Consider the following 19,655-nt stretch of genomic DNA (forward strand, 5'->3'; position numbering starts at 1 on the left):
GATTTACTACTGCTAATCCGCCAGCCAGAATCGCCAGTGGAACTAAAAACAAGATTATCCCAACGACAATCTTTTTTCCTATAATTTCATAATCTACTCGTTTCATAATTCTTCGTTTTATAGCCTGCGAGGTTTTTCAAACCTTGTAGGGATGTTTTTTTTAAGCTTTTAATTTAAACCTACAAGGTTTTTGAAACCTTGCAGGTTCTGCAATTAGTTATTGGTTCCTCCAGGTTTAGTTGCCTGTTTGATTAAATCGGAAACTGTTTTTCCTTTATCGGCGCCTGTGTTGTGGATTCTTCTGTTGTAAACATCCTGCCAGTCAATCAACGGATACACATTGTTTTCTTTGGCCTGTTCGTCAAATAATTTTTGAAGTTCAGCCAGTTTTTCAGGATATTTTTTCGCCAGATTATTACGTTCGTTGAAATCTTCGTTTAGGTTATACAGTTCCCAAACATCGGTATCGAAGTTGCTCGGAGCAGGTTTTTCGTTGCTTCCTAAAGATTTTTTCACAGCAAAAGAATCTGGTAAATGGGCTGCAGAAGCTTTCCATCCGTCTTTGTAGATTGCTCTATTTCCAAAAATGTAGTAATACTGTACTTTGTGCAATGATTCGGCTTTCGGATTATCTAAAGAAGCCTGGAAAGAAGAACCTTGAATAATATCTTGCTTGATTCCTTTGATATATTCTGGCGCTTTAATTCCTGCAACAGCCAATGTAGTTGGAAGCAAATCGGTTACGTGGCTGTATTGATTTCTGATTCCGCCTTTATCTTTAATTCCATTTGGATAAAAAACAATCAACGGATTACGAGTTCCACCTTCTGAATGTGCATCTTGTTTCCAGTTTTTGAAAGGAGCATTGGTTGCTTGTGCCCATCCTAAAGGATAATTGGTATTTAGACCTTTTGCTGTTCCGATTTCTCCAATATTATTCAAATTGCTTTGGAAATTTTCTTCATCTGATTTTCCTTGAGCAAACAAACTTTGATTAATTGTTCCTTGTAGCGTTCCTTCTTTACTGGCTCCGTTATCACCAATGGCAACAAAAATTAAAGTGTTATCTAGCTGGCCGCTTTCTTTCAGATAATTTACAACTCTTCCAATTTCATAATCAGTATAAGTCAGGAATCCTGCGTAAACTTCCATGAATCTTGCATATACTTTCTTTTGGTCTGGAGTTAATTTTTTCCATTCCGTAATTAAAGCGTTACGATCTGGCAGTCCTGCATTTTGAGGAAATATTCCCAATTTCTTTTGGTTTGCCAATACCTTTTCGCGGTAAACATCCCAACCTTCGTCAAATTTTCCTTTGTAAGGCTCAACCCATTTTTCAGCTACCTGATGAGGTGCATGAACCGCTCCAGGAGCATAGTACAGGAAGAAAGGTTTTCCTGGTGCCGCTTTTTGCTGTTTTTGAATATAACTGATGGCTTTGTCTGTAATCAATTCATTCAAATGACGTCCGTCAGGTTTAATATGAACTTGATCTTCTACCAAATCAGGATTGTATTGATCGGTTTGAGAACCTAAGAATCCGTAGAAATGATCGAAACCTTTTCCAGTTGGCCAACGGTCAAACGGACCCGCATCTGATGCTTCTTCGTCTGGTGTAACGCCATATTTTCCAACAGCAAAAGTGTTGTATCCATTATCGCGAAGAATCTCTGCAATTGTTCCTTTATCAGAAGGAATTCTTCCATCCCAGCCTGGGAAACCTGCGGATAAAATAGTATGAGAAAATCCACTAACGTGAACTCTTCCTGAGTTTCTACCAGTCAATAAAGCCGCACGGGTAGGGGCGCAAATTGCTGTTGTATGGAAGTTGGTATAGCGCAAACCATTATTTGCCAAATTATCAAAAGTAGGCGTATTAATCAATCCTCCAAAGGTACTTGAAGCTCCAAATCCTACGTCGTCTAAAAGAATCCAAACCACATTCGGAGCACCTTTTGGCGCCGTTACAGGATCTGGCCAGTATTCTTTAGAATCAGCCAATGTTTTTCCGATTACTCCTTTAAATTCTGGTTGTTCCTGTGCTATTCCCAATTGTGCAATCAGGAAAGCAGTAATCAAAAGCCCTTTCTTCGGACTTTTGATTGCAATGCTATTTTTTAAATTTTTCATTTTTTATAGTTTTTTAGTTATATGGTTTTAAATAATGGTTCTTGTTTTTTAAACACATAGAATCATAGATTTGCTTTGCTTTGAAAAGGTGTTTCACTTGTTTAAATGCACATAGTAATCTATGTGTGAGAAACATGTTTCTTTTTTTATTCTTTTATTAAAAAAAATCTATGTCTCTATGTGTTTAAATTTTTTAATACCCAGGATTTTGCGTTAATCCATCAGGGTTAATATTTCTTTCGCTTTGCGGAATCGGATAGAGGTTATTTCGTTCTGAAACTGAGTTTTTAGCGGTTACTTTTTTCACTTCGGTAACCAATGTTCCCCATCGTACTAAGTCAAACCATCTTTGCCCTTCTTGAACAAATTCTTTTTTGCGTTCTTCCTGAATCGCTGCTCTAAAAGTGCTTTGATTTAATCCGACTAAATCCACAGCTGCGTCTGGAGTTGTAATAGGCTTCCCAAAAGCTCTTCTTCTTACTTGATTGATTAATTCGTATGCTTCTGCCGTTGGTCCACCCTGTTCATTTATAGCTTCCGCTAAAGACAAAAGGATATCTGCATAACGAATAACAGGAAAGTTGATAGCTACGTTTCCAGGAGTAGCCAAATTGGACAAATCCAAGTATTTTTTGAAGATTGGTTTCGGAAAAGTATAAAGTGTTCCCGTTGCAGGATTCAGCAGCTGTTTGGCGTAACTTACATCTCTTCTTTTATCGCTAGGCGCATAAATATCATAAAACAAAGCAACGTCTGAGATAATATCTGCTGGTTCTGTAGCTGTAAATCCGGTAAAAGAAGTGGCTTGGAAAGTACTTCCGCTAGAACCGTTTCCTGCCTGATTTGGTTCAAATTGAACCGAGAAAATATGCTCTTTTCCATTCTTTTTTGTTTTAGTGAAAATATCTTGAAACTCTTCAAACAAAGCATATCCGTATCCGCCATCAATTACTTCTCTAGATTTTGCAATAGCATTTGGCCAGTCTTTTCTAGTCAGATATACTTTTGCTAAAATTGCTTTTGCAGCTCCCGATGTAGCACGACCTGCATCTGCGGCTGTATACGTTTTTGGAAGAGCTTCAGCATCTGTTAAATCTTTAATGATTTGATTGTAAACTTCATCAACTGTAGAACGATTTGTTTTTAAATTTCCTAAATTGATAGAAGTCGCTTCGTGCAAAACAATTGGAACGCCGCCCCAAAGACGAACTGCCTGAAAGTACAATAGCCCTCTAATAAATTTAGCTTCATTGATCAATCTGGTTTTGATTACCTCTGAACCAGAAACTTTTTGAATGTTATCAATAGATACATTGGCTCTATTGATTCCGTTATAAATTTGTCTCCAAGCCACTTGAACACGATCTGAAGTCGCATCATGCGTTAAACTGCTCAAAGCTCTAACCTGGGGATTGGTTGCCGAAACTCCAGCTGCTGCATAATCTGAAGCCATATCGGTCAAGAAATAAAGGTTTCTTCCAAATAAACTCTGCTCACCAGGATCAAGACTTAAAGAAGCATAAACAGCAGTCACACTTGCAGTAGCATCATCTTGTGTGATAAAATAATTGTCTTCGGTTACAAACGAGGTAGGTGTTACCTCAAGATCGGCGCACGATACCAATAAACCGGCACTTAAAAGGAATGTTATGATTGTCTTTTTCATTATATATTTTTTTACTTAGAAAGTTACGTTCAAGCCCGAGATGAATGTTTTGGAGTTTGGATAAGAGCCAAAATCAATTCCCGGATATAAGTTGTTTTGTTCGTATGAGCTTACCTCTGGATCATAGCCAGTATACTTAGTCCATGTAATGAGGTTTTCTGCCGAGATGTAAAATTTCACACTCTTGGTTCCCAATTTTTTAGAAACGCTTTTGGGCAAGGTGTATCCTAATGTGATTAATTTTAATCGTAAGAAAGAAGCATCTTCAACATAGCGTTCAGAAACAATTCCTAATGGAGAACTAGATGCTCTCGGGATTTCGTTGCTCGGATTGGTTGGTGTCCAACGGTCATTCAATGTAGAAGCGGCATTGGTTCCAAGAGTCGAAATTTCTAATTGCTGATTTAAGGCATTGAAGATTTTTCCGCCGTATGCTCCTTGAAATGAAAAGTTCAAATCAAAATCATTGTATGAAATGGTGTTACTGAAACTCCCCACAAATTTTGGCTGAGAAGTACCTAGATTTCCTTTGTCAAGAGCTGTAATAACACCGTCTCCGTTGGTATCCACATATTTTCTGTCACCCACTTTGGTGTTTGCCAAACTGTTGATTTTTGGTTGTGTATTAACTTCTTCTTGAGTCTGAAAAATTCCGTTAGTTTTATATCCCCAGAAACTTCCCAAAGGCAAACCTACTTTTACAATAACAGGCTGTTGCTGTAGCAAAGAACCATTTGGAACAACTGGGAAAAATTCGTTTACACCATTTCCAATCTCAGTCACTTTGTTTCGGTTTAAAGAAAATACGATATTGGAGTTCCAGGCAAAGTTTTTTGTTTTTATATTTTCTGTTGTTAAACCAACCTCAAAACCTTTATTTTCAACTCCTCCAATGTTCTGAAGCACTGTCGCGTAGCCAGAACTCAACGGCACTGGAACGTTGATTAATAAATCTTTTGTCTTTTTGTAATAGACATCAAAAACAAAATTGATTTTTCGGTCTAATAAGGATAAATCCAAACCAACGTTATACTGATTTGTTTTTTCCCATTTCAAATCTGGATTTGCCAATCGGGTAGGAGCTAAACCGGTGTATAAAGTTCCACCAAAAGAGTAATTTACAGATCCCATTGAAGCCAAAGGCAGATAGTTTCCAATTTCTTGGTTTCCTGTTGTTCCGGCTGTAATTCTTAATTTTGCTTCGGTTACACCTTTAATGTTATTCGCAAATTCTTCATCGGTAATATTCCATGAAAATCCGGCAGAAGGAAAATAACCCCAAAGTGATTCTGAACCAAATCGAGAAGAACCGTCTGCACGTCCAGATAACGTTAAATTGTATTTTCCTTTATAAGAATAATTCACTCTCGCTAACCAAGATTTTAGTACGCTTTCGTAAGCATCACTATAAGGTTTTACAGGTACACCATCTTGAATAGCATTATAAGTATTGGCATCATTAACAAAAGTTTGAGCTCCAGCATTTACAACTTCGCCTTTTGTATATTGAAGTGTATAACCTCCCAAAGCAGAAAACTTATGATTTTCGCCAAAATGAGTGTTGTAATTAAGCGTGTTTTCATTTAAAACAGAACCTACTGATCTTTCTCCGATAGAAGCTAATCCTTTTGTTCCAGCTCCTGTAGTAGTGTTTGAAGGAGCATAATAATTTTGTTTTGTATTTAAAACATCACCGCTAACCGCAACTTTTGCAGTTAATTCTTTATTGAATTTATACTCGCCAAATAAACTGGTTAGGATTCTGTTTAATTTGGTTTCGTTAGTTGTATTATCCAAATCGTTAATTGCGTTCGGAATATAACCATTTACAGAAGTTGCGTAAGGGTTATTGGTTACATTATAGCTTCCATCTGCATTTTTAATAGGAACAACAGGAGCTGTCAAGACCACACTTACAAGCGGATTCGGATTTCTTCCGGCCGCCGCACCGCCATTTGTACCCACACCATTTGCAATTGAATTGGTATAGTTGGCATTTACGCCAAATTTGAATTTCTGAGAATAATTTCTTTCGTAGTTAACTCGAAGCGAAATACGTTTAAAATCAGATCCTAATACAATACCATCTTGATCAAAATAACCTGCAGAAACTGCATATCTAGATTTTTCGTCACCGCCAGAAAAAGATAGATTATGACTTTGAACGGGTGCCGCAGTGATAAATGCTGCAGACTGCCAATCGTAATTTCCAGAAGTTTTTAAAGCTTCGATTTGTGCTGCAGAGAAAGAAGGAGCTTGACCAATACTTGCTTGAACGTCGTTTCTTAAACTTGCCCATTCGCTGGCATTCATTAATTTTAGTTTTTTTGAAATATTCTGGAATCCGAAATAGCCTTGGTACGAAATATTATCCTGTCCTTTTGTTCCTTTTTTAGTGGTTATAATTACAACTCCATTGGCACCACGCGAGCCATATATTGCTGTTGCCGATGCATCTTTCAGCACTTCTATCGATTCTATATCAGCAGGGTTAATAGTTGACAGAACATTTACACTTGCTCCGGCATAAGTTACTCCAGCGCCACTATTGCTGTTATCATTGTAGATTAAAATTCCATCAACAACATATAGAGGTTCGTTACCAGCAGTAATAGAGTTTCCTCCGCGAATACGAACGCTCGAAGAAGCACCCGGACGCCCCGAACTTTGTGTAACTACAACTCCCGCAACAGCGCCTCTTAAAAGATTATCTGCCGATGAAGTGACCTGAGATAAATTGGCTTTAGGCACAGAAGCTACAGAACCTGTAATGTCTTTTCTTTTTTGAGTTCCATAACCCACAACAACCAATTCGTCTAGTTCTTGGCGTTCTTCTTTAAGGTTAATGATTACTGGATTTTTCTCAACAATTACTTCTATTTTTTTATATCCGATGTAAGTTACAATCAAAGTGTAAGGAAATTTCTGTCCCGTCTGAAAATAAAATTTTCCTTCTGCATCTGTAACAACACCGTGAGTTGTTCCTTTAATGGTTACAGAAGCACCGATAATGGGCTGATTTGTAATGTCATCTACAACAGTTCCGTCCAATTTTGATTGTATAAGCGGGGTGGTATTCTGGGCTTGTATTCCTGCCGTTATGAAGAGTAGAAACAGCAGTATGTGTATGTTTAACTTTTTTTTCATTTCTTTGTGTTGGTTTTAAGTAATTAACAAGGCGCCCTGAGCACTGTTTATACAGCACTCTAAAAGTGTTCTTGATTTAGTGATAAATGTTCTTTAAGCCTTGCCATTTCTGTTGCCGCAGAAATGGCTTTTTTTATTTACAGCAACAGGTTTGCAATGTTTTCATTTTAGTTTTTTTTAGTTGTTAGTTATTTAATTTGTTGAATAATAGGTGTGGTTTCAAGAATCTATTCCAATACAATTGAATGCATCGGAGAGACTTTTGGTTAAAATTCAGTAAATATTTTTGGTGGTTTTTTTTTTGATTTGCTTTGATATGTATTCTAAAGGCAAACAAAATAAAAGTAGATTATTAACAACAGAAACACATATAACAAATAGTGCTATAAGTGTATTTTTTAGGAAGAATGTAACGCGATATGCTTTCTGTTGTTTTCACAATAATAATTTTTATAGTTTGAAATATTATCTTAAACTCTACTAATCATATAGACAAAGTTAAATTTTATATAATAAAAACCAAAAGTTTGTAAAGTTTTTTTCAAAAAAATATTCATTTAAAGTAGAACCTAAAGAATTGATTCTCTTGGAATGCCTTATTTCAATTGATTTCGTGCTAAATTATTGATTCACAGAAATGTTAAATTTAAAATTAGAAATAAAATAAAAATGTAGTATTTATACCCTTTTTTATAAATTTAAGAGTGCTTAAGACGTAAAATGGAGCTCTTAAAACGTCTGAAAACCATCTTTATAATATTAATTTATAAAAAAATAATAGAGCACATATTCTTTCTTTATAAAGTTGTGTTGCAATTGGTTTGTTTTATAAATATTTATTCTTCAATAAGTAATGTTTTGGTTTAATAAAATACCATTTTATCCTTTAATATGATATTTGTCATTTTTAGTAAGAATTTAACCCTGTAGTTTTGCTTTGTAATTGAGGAATAGTATTCTCAATCTAAATCAAAGTAATTTTCTATTTATGGGTAATCTATCTCAGTCTCACAGAATTTTATTCCTTAACACACTTGCTTTTACAATTTGTTTTGCTTGTTGGACTTTAAACGGCGTTTTGATTACTTTTTTGGCTGATAAAGGAATATTTAATTTCACTGTTGTAGAAATTGGTTGGCTTTTAGGAATTCCAATTCTTTCAGGCTCTATATTCAGACTTCCAATCGGGATTTTAACGGATAAATATGGAGGGAAAGTTATTTTTTCTGCTTTATTATTACTTTGTTCAATTCCACTTTTTTTAATGCCGTTTGCAGATTCTTTCTGGACTTTTGCCATTCTTAGTTTTTTCTTTGGCTTAGTGGGAACAAGTTTTGCTGTCGGAATAGGTTATACCTCAATTTGGTATCCTAAAGAATGGCAAGGCAGGGCTTTAGGGATTTTCGGAATGGGAAATGCAGGTGCCGCATTGACTACTTTTATAGCGCCAACCTTATTAAATACTTTATCAGAAAATGATCCTACTAATGGCTGGAAAATGCTTCCTGTTATTTATGGAGTAACATTAGTGCTTATAGGAATCCTGTTTATTGTTTTTGCTAAAAACAAAACCAATCAGGTAGTATCAAAAACTATTGGCGAACTAATGTCGCCCCTTAAAAAAGCAAGAGTCTGGAGATTCGGTGCCTATTACTTCTTAGTTTTCGGGTTTTTTGTTGCCTATTCGCAATGGCTTCTTCCAAACTTTGTGAATGTGTACGGTACAAGTTTGGTCTTGGGAGGAATGTTTGCCACAATGTTCAGTTTGCCGTCTGGCGTAATCAGAGCTCTAGGAGGCTATCTATCAGATAAATTCGGAGCCCGAAAAGTGATGTATTGGGTTTTAGGATCTTCAATTATAATTAGCTTTTTGTTGATGTTTCCAAAGATGGAAATCATTACTGCTGGTCCTGGCGTTATGTCGCTTACCAACGGAACAGTTACAGAAATTACTGCAAATGAAATAATTGTAAACGGTAAAAAACATCAAATCAACAGTAAAAAAGATTTAGAAACTAACAGCGAATCTTCTGTTTTTCCCGTAAAGAAATCATGGCAAGAAATTGTTGTAGAGCAAAATCAGGAAGTTAAAAAGAAAGAATTATTAGCTCATGGCATTACCCAAATTAATTTCAGTGCCAATCTTTGGGTTTATATCGTTCTGGTAATCCTGATAGGCATTTCTTGGGGAATTGGTAAAGCAGCAGTTTACAAACACATTCCAGAGTATTTTCCAAATGAAGTTGGTGTAGTAGGCGGAATGGTTGGTTTAATAGGAGGTTTAGGAGGGTTTTTAGGTCCCATAATCTTTGGATATCTCCTTACCTATACCGGACTCTGGACCAGTTCATGGATTTTTATATTTCTAGTTTCTGTGCTTTGTCTGGTATGGATGCACCGCACAATCATAAAAGCTATGAGAACAAAATCACCAAATTTTGTAAGACAAATAGAAGATAATCAATAATTTAAATAAAATAAAGATGAAAACTTGGTTAGAAAAATGGAACCCAGAAGATGAAGCATATTGGAATTCTGACGGAAGTAAAATAGCATGGAGAACTTTAATTATAACAACAATTACTTTAACATTATCATTTGCTTCTTGGTTTATGATGAGTGTTATTGCAGTAAAATTGCCAGGATTAGGATTTAGTTTTTCTAAAGATCAGCTTTTTTGGTTAACTGCAATTCCAGGGTTGGCGGCAGGGTTATTAAGAATTATTCACACCTTTCTGCTTCCAATATTTGGAACTCGTCACATTGTATCTTTTGCAACAGCAATTAAATTAATTCCCGTAATCGGAATTGGTTTTGCAATTATGGATGTAAATACGCCATTTTGGGTTTTTGCAGTTTTAGCATTTACAACAGGTTTTGGCGGAGGAGATTTTTCTTCCTATATGCCAAGTACAAGTTTGTTTTTTCCACAAAGACTAAAAGGAACTGCTCTTGGAATTCAGGCAGGAATTGGAAACTTTGGAGTTTCTCTTGCACAATTCGTTACGCCTTTAGTAATTAGTGTTGGAATTTTTGGAGCTTCAACGGTATTTACGAGTATTGACCCAAAAGAAACCATAACGGTATTTGAAAATTCATCGGTGCAGAAACAAAAAGAAGTTTTTGCTTCTTTGGACACAGAAGTTCAGGCTCGAATCTTATCTAATGTGAAAAAGAATATTGTAGATTCTGTTAGCACGGCAGTTAATTCTCAAGATAATGCAGTTATTTTTTCGTCACTTCCAATTAAGACAAAGGCAAAAGCAATTGCAAATGCTAACCCAAAATTAGCTGAAAAAATACTGAACAATATTAGTCCCGAGAATCCAGCAGTTAAAAACAAACCAATTTATCTACAGTCTGCTGCATTTTGGTTTGCGCCATTTTTAATAATTATGGCATTTGTAAGCTGGTTTTATTTGAAAAGTATTCCGATGAAAGCTTCTGTAAAAGAGCAATTAGATATTTTTTCCAATAAACATACTTGGTACTGTACAATTACTTATGTAATGACTTTTGGGACATTTGCCGGTTTGTCTGCAGCATTTCCTCTTATGATTAAATTTTTATATGGAGATTTTCCCAATGCACCAGATCCTTTGGTATATGCATTTTATGGCCCATTAATTGGTTCTGCCAGCAGAATAGCTTTCGGTTTTGTGGCCGATAAAGTAGGAGGTGCTATTTTAACGACTATAACAGGCATGGGAATTTTAGCAGGATCAATACTTTTAGTAACACAAGGTTTGGTAGCGCCGACAAGTATGGATCAATTTCCGCTTTTTGTAACTGTAATTTTAGGAATGTTCTTTTTTACAGGTATTGGAAATGCAGGAACATTTAGACAATATCCAATTATTTTTAAAGAAAACCCACGTCAGGCCGCAGGAGTAATTGGTTGGACGGCTGCTATTGCTGCTTTTGGACCTTTTATCTTTTCTAAATTGATAGGCAATAATATTTCAGCAAATGGTACTGTAAATCAGTTTTTTATTGGTGTTTGTCTTTTTACCCTTTTAGCTACAGCTATTAACTGGTGGTTCTATAATCGTAAAAATTGCGAAAAACCAAGTTAAAATTACTAACCAATAAATTTTTAATTAAGGATGAAAAACAAAACATATAACACGAAAGCTTTGCTGGTCGCTTCGGCTGTTTCTATACTTACTGTTGTGTTTGTATTTTATGGTTCGAGAGAATTACAAAATTTTGATGCAGCACTTGTAACATACCTTTTTGGAACGATATTCGCCTTCTTCGGAATCGTTTACAGATACACCGTTTGGCTGCAGCGTCCTCCAACATGGATGTACTTTAAACGAAGTATAAAATTTCTATTTACTGGAAGAGTATTTTCTCATTTATGGTTTTTAGGAAAAGAATCGGTGCAGAATATTGTCGTTCAGAAATTTATTTATCCGAGAAGTAAATATCGCTGGTTTGCGCATTTTTGTATTGCATTAGGTTGTCTGTCGGCTTTTGCCATTACAATACCGCTTACATTTGGATGGATCCATTTTACATTGGCTCCTAATTCTATTTCGATTTACGAAGCACATTTTTTCGGATTTAAAATGATGGATTTTGAAATAGGATCGTTTCTTGCATTCTTAATATTTCATGCCTTAAACTGGTCTTCATGGCTTGTAATTATTGGCTCGGTTTATTACTTAAGAAGAAGATTAACCAATCCGGGATTAATTGCAACACAAACTTTTGAAGGCGATTTGCTACCTCTAATTTTATTGATTGCAATTTCAGTAACGGGTTTATGTCTGACGTATTCCTATCAGTTTATGAAAGGATTTGCTTATGACTTCTTAGCTGTAATTCATGCCGTAACAGTTATCATGTTTTTGATTTGGATTCCCTTTGGAAAATTCTTCCACATTATTCAGCGTCCGGCACAAATTGGTGCACACATTTACAAACAGGAGGGCATTAAAAAAGGAATGGCCGTTTGTCCGCACACAGGAGAAGAGTTCGCAACAAAACTTCATATTGATGATTTAAAAATAGTGACCAATCAGTTGGGATTTGATTTTACACATGAAGACGGAACTTCTCATCTTGATTTAAGTCCAGAAGGTAAAAGATCAAGATTAGCTCAGGCACATTTAAGAGCCAGATCGCAGGGAGGTAAGTTATTTGGATAATTTAAAAAGTTTCAGGTTTAACGCTTCAAGTTTGTGCGAAACTTCAAACTTCAAATAAAAATATAGTTTCCTGTTTTAGGTTTCCAAGTTGTACAATCTGTGGATAGCTTGAAACCTGAAACTTTAAACAAAAAAACAAAATAAGCATGGCAAAATTACCAGTATCAGCAGAAAAAATAATAGAAGTTTTCGGACCTCATAAAAATTACGCGCCTCTTGACGGTTATGAAGGAAGAGATGAACCAGATGAGGTTGTAAAAACACATTGTTGTTTTTGCGGAATGCAGTGCGGTATTCAATTATTAGTTAAAGAAAATAAGGTGGTTGGTTTTGAACCTTGGATGGAATTTCCTTTTAACGAAGGTCGTTTGTGTCCAAAAGGTGTACAACGTTATCTTCAGAACAATCACCCTGACCGACTTTTACATCCTATACAAAGAGTTGAAGGAAAAGGTTTTGAAAAGATATCATGGGATAATGCAATGGATAAAACTGTTGCGGAAATAAAACGAATTCAGGAAAAATATGGAAAAGATGCTTTTTCAATGCTTTCAGGAGTATCACTGAGTAACGAAAAAAGTTATCTGGTCGGAAAATTTGCGCGCGTAGCCCTTAAAACAAAGAATCTAGATTATAACGGAAGACTTTGTATGGTGAGCGCTGGTGCGGGCAATAAAAAAGCTTTTGGTTTAGATCGTGCTTCAAATAATTATTCAGATCTGGAATATGCCGAAGTTATTATTGTGACAGGAGCAAATATCAGCGAAACTTTTCCAACATTAACACACTGGATTTGGAAAGCAAGAGACCGTGGTGCCAAATTAATTGTAATTGATCCAAGAATGATTCCGCTAGCTAGAACAGCAGACATTCATTTGGATATAAGACCCGGAACAGATTCTGCTTTGTATGGTGCCATGTTGAAATATTTGGTAGATCACGACATGCTAGATCATGATTTTATAGATAATTACACATCAGGTTTTCAGGAAACGATAGACGCTGTGAAAGATTATACATTAGAATGGGCAGAGGAAATAACAGGCATTGATAAAAACAAAATTAAGGAAGCAGCAGAATTATGGGGTAAAGCTAAGACAAGTTTTTTACTTCATGCTCGAGGCATCGAACAGCATTCTAAAGGAGTAGATAATGTGGTAGGGTGTATAAATTTAGTTTTGGCCACAGGGAGAATTGGAAGACCGTATTGTGGATATGGAACAATAACCGGACAAGGAAATGGACAGGGAGGAAGAGAACACGGTCATAAATGCGATCAGTTGCCGGGAAATAGAGATATAGAAAACCCCGAACATCGTAAATACATATCTGAAGTCTGGGGTATTGATGAAAAAGATATGCCTGGAAAAGGACTTTCGGCTTATGAAATAATTGATGCTATTCATAGAGGAGAAATAAAAGGTTTGCTTTCAATTTGTTTTAATCCATTAGTTTCTCTTCCAAATAATAGTTATGTGCGAGAAGCGCTGGAAAAGTTAGAGTTTTATGTTTGTATCGATTTCTTTTTAAATGAAACTGCCCGCCATGCCGATATTGTTTTGTCAGGCTCTTTACAGGAAGAAGAAGAAGGAACTACAACTTCTGCAGAAGGACGTGTTATAAGAGTTAGACAAGCTGTAACGCCTCCAGGAGAAGCACGAACAGATACTTCCATACTATTAGAAATTGCCAAAAGACTGGGAGAGGAAGATAAATTTACCTATGACAATAGCGAAGCCATTTTTAATGAACTTCGTGTGGCTTCGAAAGGAGGTACAGCAGATTATTTCGGAATTTCTTATAAAAAAGTAGAAGATAATATGGGAGTTTTTTGGCCTTGCCCGACAGAAGACCATCCAGGAACTCCAAGGCTATGGGAAGATAAAAAGTTTAAAACTCCAGATGGAAAAGCGCATTTTAACCCAGCGCCTTATAGATTGCCAAGTGAAGTGACAGATAATGCATATCCGATTACTTTGACTACTGGGCGAGTGGTTTCTCAATATTTAAGCGGAACGCAAACCCGTAGAATTGGAAAATTAGTAGATCAATTTCCTGAACCATTTGTAGAAATTCATCCAGATCTGGCAGCAAAATACGGAATAAAACAAAGAGAATTAGTGAAGGTATCAACAAGAAGAGGAGAAGGAATTTTTCCAGCAAATATTGTAGAAACAATTAGACAGGATACTGTTTTTGTACCGTATCATTGGCCAGGAATAAAATCAGCAAATCAATTAACTATTGCTACGCTTGATCCTGTTTCTAAAATGCCCGAATTTAAAGTTTGTGCGTGCCAATTGGAACCACTGGGAACAATGGCTCCGCCTTCGAAAGAATCTGATGCATATGCAAGCGTTTAATCTGTAAAAAAGAACTTATGAATTTAACCAATTTTAATACCAGCGAGGAATTTTTTGTAGATATGCAACGCTGCATTGGCTGTAAAGCCTGTGAAATGGCCTGTGCTGAATGTGAAACAAATGGTCAGCAAACTTTGATCAGTGTAAATTATGTTGATCGTGCTGCCACAATTCAAACCACAGTGCAGGTTTGTATGCATTGTGAAGATCCGGTTTGTGCCAATGTTTGTCCTGCAGATGCTATTTCTCAGGACGAATTTGGAGTCGTGCACACTGCCAATACAGAAAGATGTATTGGCTGCTCAAATTGTGTAATGGCCTGCCCATTTGGGGTTCCAAAAAAAGTCGAAGAATACGATTTGATGATGAAATGTACAATGTGTTACGACAGAACAAGTGTGGGCAAAAAACCAATGTGTGCAACCGTATGTCCAAGTGGGGCTTTGTTTTACGGAACGAGAAATGAAATAGAAGAAATGAGACCCAATAGCACACCAATTAATAATTTCATTTTTGGCAAAGAGAAAGTTAAGACTAAAGTCAACATTATGATGCCAAAAGGAAGTACAGAATTAAGAATTTATTAAATATCGAGTCATGTCTAAAGAAGATAACTTAAATCAAAACTGGAAAAAAGATTTTCCAATAAAAAAACAAGAATCAACTCAAGTCAGCCGACGCGATTTTGCTAAATTTTTAACTTTTGTTTCTGGCGGATTAATGGTTGGAAGCGGTTTTGTAACTGCAAAAGCATTTTTATTGCCAAAAGAAGAAGTTCAGGGCGAGCATTTTATTTGCAATAAAGAAGATGTTCCTGTAGGCGGTACAAGAGGTTTTGTTTTGGAAGGAAGTACGATTCCGTATATTTTGATTCACTTAGAAAATGGTGAGTTTAAAGCATACGAACAAAAGTGTACACATCTTTCTTGTTCCGTATTCTACAAGCCCGGAACCGGGATTATACATTGTCCTTGTCACGAAGGTTCATTTGATGCCATGACGGGAGACGTAATCGCAGGACCACCGCCAAGAGCTTTGCCACAATTAGAAGTGATTTTTAAAGAAAATGCTGTTTTTGTGAAAGCATTTATTGAGAAAAAGGATAGCTAAAAAATAAAGATATGAGTAATTTTAGAACAGGCCAGAACAATTCAAACCCCAATAAGTTGAATAACATACTTTCAACACTTATATTTATTTTAATTTTAAACGTCAGTATACAAATATGGCTTTTGTATGCTTCTCTAAATAATGCATTAGATAACAATAAAGAAATTTTAATACCAGCATTTATCGCTTCGGCAATCCTGTTTCTTATTGGTTTTTCATGGTTGTATTATCTTCCTAAGGGAAATTTCAAAAAAGAAAGAAAATAAAATCCTTAATTTCTTAAAGATATTTTGGTTTTTTCTAAATCAATTAACGGTAAATGCATTAAATTTATATTTTTTAAAAGAATTAAGATTATTAATAATTCAAACTAAGTAAAAGTACTTATATTTGTGATAAGTATTTTTTGCTTTTTAATACATACCTATAATGATTAAAGTTGAAGAAGCCATAGCAATTATTGAAGCGAATAGTACTAAAATGCCTTGGAAAAGTATTCCTGTCAGCAAAGCACTGGGATATGTTTTAGCAGAAAAAGTAATTTCTCCAATCAATATGCCACCATTTCGCCAATCCGCTATGGACGGATACGCATTTAAGCACGGCATTCGACATCAATATGATATTGTTGGTATTTCGCAAGCTGGAGATCATTCCAATTTCAAATTGAAACCGACAGAAGCTGTTCGTATTTTTACTGGTGCTTATGTTCCTAATGATGCAGATACCGTGGTTATGCAGGAACATGTCATGGCAAGCGAAGATTCAATTTTGATTGCAAAAATGCCAGAACCATTTGCCAATGTAAGAAACAAAGGCGAACAGATAAAAGCAAATGATGTTGTTTTTGAAGCTAATACATTGATTACGCCGGCGGCAATTGGTTTTTTAGCGTGTTTAGGAATTACAGAAATAACAGTTTATAAAAAACCAAAAGTGGCTATTTTAGTCACAGGAAATGAATTGGTAAAACCAGGAAAAAAACTTTCAAAAGGTAAAATTTACGAAAGTAACTCTTTAATGCTTCAAGCTGCACTGCAGACCATTGGAATTAATAAAATTAAAGTTCATACTGTTAAAGACAATTTAAAAGCAACAAAAAAAGCATTGCAGTTTATTCTGAAAAAGAATGAAATTGTGCTTATATCTGGCGGAATTTCTGTTGGGGATTATGATTTTGTAAAAGAAGCATTGTTGAAAAATGGAGTAGAAGAGCTTTTTTACAAGATTAATCAAAAACCTGGAAAACCAATGTTTTTTGGTTCTAAAAAAGATACTTTGGTTTTTGCGCTTCCTGGAAACCCCGCTTCGTCTCTGACTAATTTTTATATTTATGTATATTCAGCAGTCAAAAACAGAATGGGATTTTCTAATACAAATTTGTTAAAGATTGTTCGAAAATTAGACAACGACATCGTAAATAACACAGGTAAAACACTCTTTTTAAAAGCATTATATAATGAAATAAGTGTTGAAATTTTAGATGGACAAAGTTCTGCAATGCTAAATTCTTTTGCTGTCGCGAACGGATTAGTAATAGTGCCAGAAGATGTTGAAAATATCAAAAAAGGGGAGTTGGTAACGATTCTACCAATTGATTAGAGTTTTATAGATAGAATAAAGAATAAAGAATAAAGAATAAAGAATAAAGAATAAAGAATAAAGAATAAAGAATAAAGAATAAAGAATAAAGAATAAAGATTTTTGGATAAAAAACGAAAAGCGCTATATAAATAAAAACACATAGCAATAAACTTGAAACTTTAAACTTGAAACAAATAAAACAAAATACATGAGTCTCCTAACTTCCGAAAATATACTATTATTCAGTTTTGCCTTAATTATAATTGCATTTTTATATTCAAGCGTAGGGCATGGCGGAGCATCGGGATATTTGGCATTGATGAGCATTTTTGCTTTTCCAGTTTCTGTAATGAAACCATCGGCTTTGCTGTTGAATTTGTTTGTTTCGAGTATTTCGTTTTTGTTTTATTATAAAAACAATTATTTCAAACCAAAGCTCTTTTACCCGTTTGCGATAGCATCGATTCCAGCGGCGTTTATTGGCGGTTTTATAACCTTAGATAATACGATTTATAAAATTGTTTTAGGAATTGTATTGGTTTTTGCGGCTTTGAGATTGTTTGGAGTTTTTAATTTTAAAGAAAAAGAAGAAGTAAAAATAAATCTTCCATTTGCTTTGGCAATTGGTTTTACCATCGGGTTATTATCTGGAATGCTGGGAATTGGAGGTGGAATTATATTAAGTCCGATTCTATTATTTTTAGGATGGGCATCAGTAAAAGAATCGGCAGCAATATCGAGTTTATTCATTTTTGTGAATTCATTTGCGGGAATGATGGGATTCTTTTTAGGAGGAAAAACAATTCCGATGGAAAGTTTTTATCTCGTTCCAATTGCTGTAGTAGGAGGAATGTTAGGAGGTTTTTACGGAAGTGGATCTTTCTCCAACAGAACATTAAAAATGGTATTAGGAACAGTGATTTTAATGGCAAGCGTTAAATTGATCTTTCCCTGAAAATAAATTGAATTTAACCGCAAAGCACGCAAGGTTTTGTAAAAGCGGTTTTTGAAATAGTAAAGTTCGCAAAGCTTTGCGAACTTAATTTAAAAGTTAAATGAATAAAAAACTTAGCGCACTTTGCGGTAAAAAAAACTCATTGCAACTTAAAAACCTGAAACAAAAAAGACCATGGAAACACTAACAGTATTTATTCTTTGCGGAGGAAAAAGCACCAGAATGCAGTCAGAAAAAGGATTGGTTTTGTTTCAAGATAAACCATTTATAGAACATATCATTCAGGCGATTTTGCCCATAACAAATCAAATTAAGCTGATTACGGGATCAAAAGAATATGATTATTTGCCCTATCAAAAAATACAGGATTTAGTTGTAGACAAAGGGCCGCTGGGAGGAATTTACACCGCTTTATCACATTCTGAAACCGAATTTAATCTGATTTTAAGCTGTGATATTCCGTTAATTTCAACCGAATTATTGCAGGAATTAATTTCAAAACATACGCAAGAAGCAGGTATTACAGTTTTTGCTTCCGAAAGTAAAACCCATCCGTTAATCGGAATTTATTCAAAAAATATTGTTCCAGTTATAAAAGAAGCAATTGATTCTAATGAATTAAAAATGATGGATCTGCTAGCCAAACTGCCGCATCAGATTATCAACATAGAAGAAAGCGAGAACTTTCATTTTACCAATATTAATTCGGCTGACGAGTTAAACGACCTGAATATCAATTTAACTTAAAAGACTATGCGAAATTTAAAAACACCAAAATTGACGATTGTAGGCGCAGGTCCTGGCGACGTTGAATTGATTACTATAAAAGCAATTAAAGCTTTAAAAAGTGCCGATGTGGTTTTGTACGATGCTTTAGTAAACGAAGAATTACTGGAATATGCATCAAATGCAGAAATTGTTTTTGTTGGAAAACGTTTAGGCTGTCACGCATACACACAAGACCAGATTAACGAATTAATTGTTTCTATGGCAAATCGTTATGGACATGTTGTACGTTTAAAAGGCGGTGATCCGTTTGTTTTTGGAAGAGGAAGTGAAGAAATAGAATTTGCAGAAGATTTCGGAATCGAAACGGCTATTGTTCCTGGAATTTCATCTGCTTTAGGAGTTCCTGCTTCAGTAGGAATCAGTTTGACACAGCGTAAAGTTGCCGAAAGTTTCTGGGTTATTACAGGAACAACCTCAGACCACAAATTGTCAAAAGATATTTTGTTAGCATCAAAATCGGCAGCAACGGTGGTTATTTTAATGGGAATGCATAAATTAGACGAAATCATTTCGATCTATCAGCAAAACAGAAATGACGATCTGCCCATTGCGATTATCCAGAATGGAACAAAAAACTCAGAGCAAAAAGTAATTGGAACTATCAATACAATTACTAAATTGGTGGCTGAAAAAAATATATCATCGCCTGCCATTATTGTGATTGGCGAAGTAGTGAGAAATACATCAAGTTGGATTTCGTATTTTCAAGAACACTTTGAAGACGAATTTATTTTTCAGAATTTAAATTTATAAAA

General features: G+C 35.3%; 14 protein-coding genes. 11 read left to right on the forward strand and 3 right to left on the reverse strand.

The features are described from left to right. Positions 1-213 precede the first annotated feature (213 nt). From ACFO3N_RS03585 to ACFO3N_RS03595, 3 genes are all read right to left on the reverse strand, one after another. Positions 214-2,130 carry an arylsulfatase gene (locus ACFO3N_RS03585; protein ID WP_379795267.1) on the reverse strand — a complete coding sequence of 639 codons (1,917 nt, stop codon included), beginning with the start codon at positions 2,128-2,130 and terminating at the stop codon, positions 214-216. 193 nt (positions 2,131-2,323) lie between these two features. After that, positions 2,324-3,796: a RagB/SusD family nutrient uptake outer membrane protein gene (locus tag ACFO3N_RS03590; protein WP_379795268.1), complete on the reverse strand. Its 1,473-nt coding sequence runs from the start codon at positions 3,794-3,796 to the stop codon at positions 2,324-2,326. Between the two features lie 15 nt (positions 3,797-3,811). Then, complete coding sequence (locus ACFO3N_RS03595; RefSeq protein ID WP_379795269.1) at positions 3,812-6,943, reverse strand: SusC/RagA family TonB-linked outer membrane protein; 3,132 nt, start codon at positions 6,941-6,943, stop codon at positions 3,812-3,814. Between the two features lie 988 nt (positions 6,944-7,931). Here ACFO3N_RS03595 and ACFO3N_RS03600 point away from each other — a divergent pair. From ACFO3N_RS03600 to cobA, 11 genes are all read left to right on the forward strand, one after another. Continuing rightward, entirely contained in the window at positions 7,932-9,410 is a 1,479-nt protein-coding gene (locus ACFO3N_RS03600) for an MFS transporter (RefSeq protein WP_379795270.1), read from the forward strand. Positions 9,411-9,426: 16 nt separating this feature from the next. Then, complete coding sequence (locus ACFO3N_RS03605) at positions 9,427-11,019, forward strand: magnesium transporter MgtE N-terminal domain-containing protein (RefSeq protein WP_379795271.1); 1,593 nt, start codon at positions 9,427-9,429, stop codon at positions 11,017-11,019. Between the two features lie 30 nt (positions 11,020-11,049). Next, the gene (locus ACFO3N_RS03610) at positions 11,050-12,099 is read left to right on the forward strand and encodes an MFS transporter (protein WP_379795272.1); all 1,050 of its coding nucleotides are present in this window, start codon (positions 11,050-11,052) and stop codon (positions 12,097-12,099) included. A gap of 146 nt (positions 12,100-12,245) precedes the next feature. Beyond that, complete coding sequence (locus ACFO3N_RS03615; RefSeq protein ID WP_379795273.1) at positions 12,246-14,462, forward strand: molybdopterin oxidoreductase family protein; 2,217 nt, start codon at positions 12,246-12,248, stop codon at positions 14,460-14,462. Between the two features lie 17 nt (positions 14,463-14,479). Further along, positions 14,480-15,049, forward strand: a complete 570-nt coding sequence (locus tag ACFO3N_RS03620) for a 4Fe-4S dicluster domain-containing protein (RefSeq protein WP_379795274.1) — start codon at positions 14,480-14,482, stop codon at positions 15,047-15,049. 10 nt (positions 15,050-15,059) lie between these two features. Continuing rightward, on the forward strand, positions 15,060-15,572 hold the full coding sequence (locus tag ACFO3N_RS03625) for a Rieske (2Fe-2S) protein (RefSeq protein ID WP_379795275.1): 513 nt from the start codon (positions 15,060-15,062) through the stop codon (positions 15,570-15,572). A gap of 11 nt (positions 15,573-15,583) precedes the next feature. Further along, a complete protein-coding gene (locus tag ACFO3N_RS03630) occupies positions 15,584-15,838 on the forward strand; it encodes a DUF6755 family protein (RefSeq protein ID WP_379795276.1) in 255 nt (84 codons plus the stop codon). Between the two features lie 163 nt (positions 15,839-16,001). Next, entirely contained in the window at positions 16,002-17,174 is a 1,173-nt protein-coding gene (locus ACFO3N_RS03635) for a molybdopterin molybdotransferase MoeA (RefSeq protein WP_379795277.1), read from the forward strand. A 190-nt stretch (positions 17,175-17,364) separates the two neighbouring features. Continuing rightward, complete coding sequence (locus ACFO3N_RS03640; RefSeq protein WP_379795278.1) at positions 17,365-18,111, forward strand: sulfite exporter TauE/SafE family protein; 747 nt, start codon at positions 17,365-17,367, stop codon at positions 18,109-18,111. A 174-nt stretch (positions 18,112-18,285) separates the two neighbouring features. After that, complete coding sequence (locus ACFO3N_RS03645; protein ID WP_379795279.1) at positions 18,286-18,858, forward strand: molybdenum cofactor guanylyltransferase; 573 nt, start codon at positions 18,286-18,288, stop codon at positions 18,856-18,858. A 6-nt stretch (positions 18,859-18,864) separates the two neighbouring features. Then, complete coding sequence (cobA, locus tag ACFO3N_RS03650) at positions 18,865-19,653, forward strand: uroporphyrinogen-III C-methyltransferase (protein ID WP_379795280.1); 789 nt, start codon at positions 18,865-18,867, stop codon at positions 19,651-19,653. The last annotated feature ends 2 nt before the right edge of the window (positions 19,654-19,655 follow it).

This window comes from Flavobacterium chungangensis (genome assembly GCF_042654045.1).
GTDB classification, from domain to species: Bacteria; Bacteroidota; Bacteroidia; order Flavobacteriales; family Flavobacteriaceae; genus Flavobacterium; species Flavobacterium chungangensis.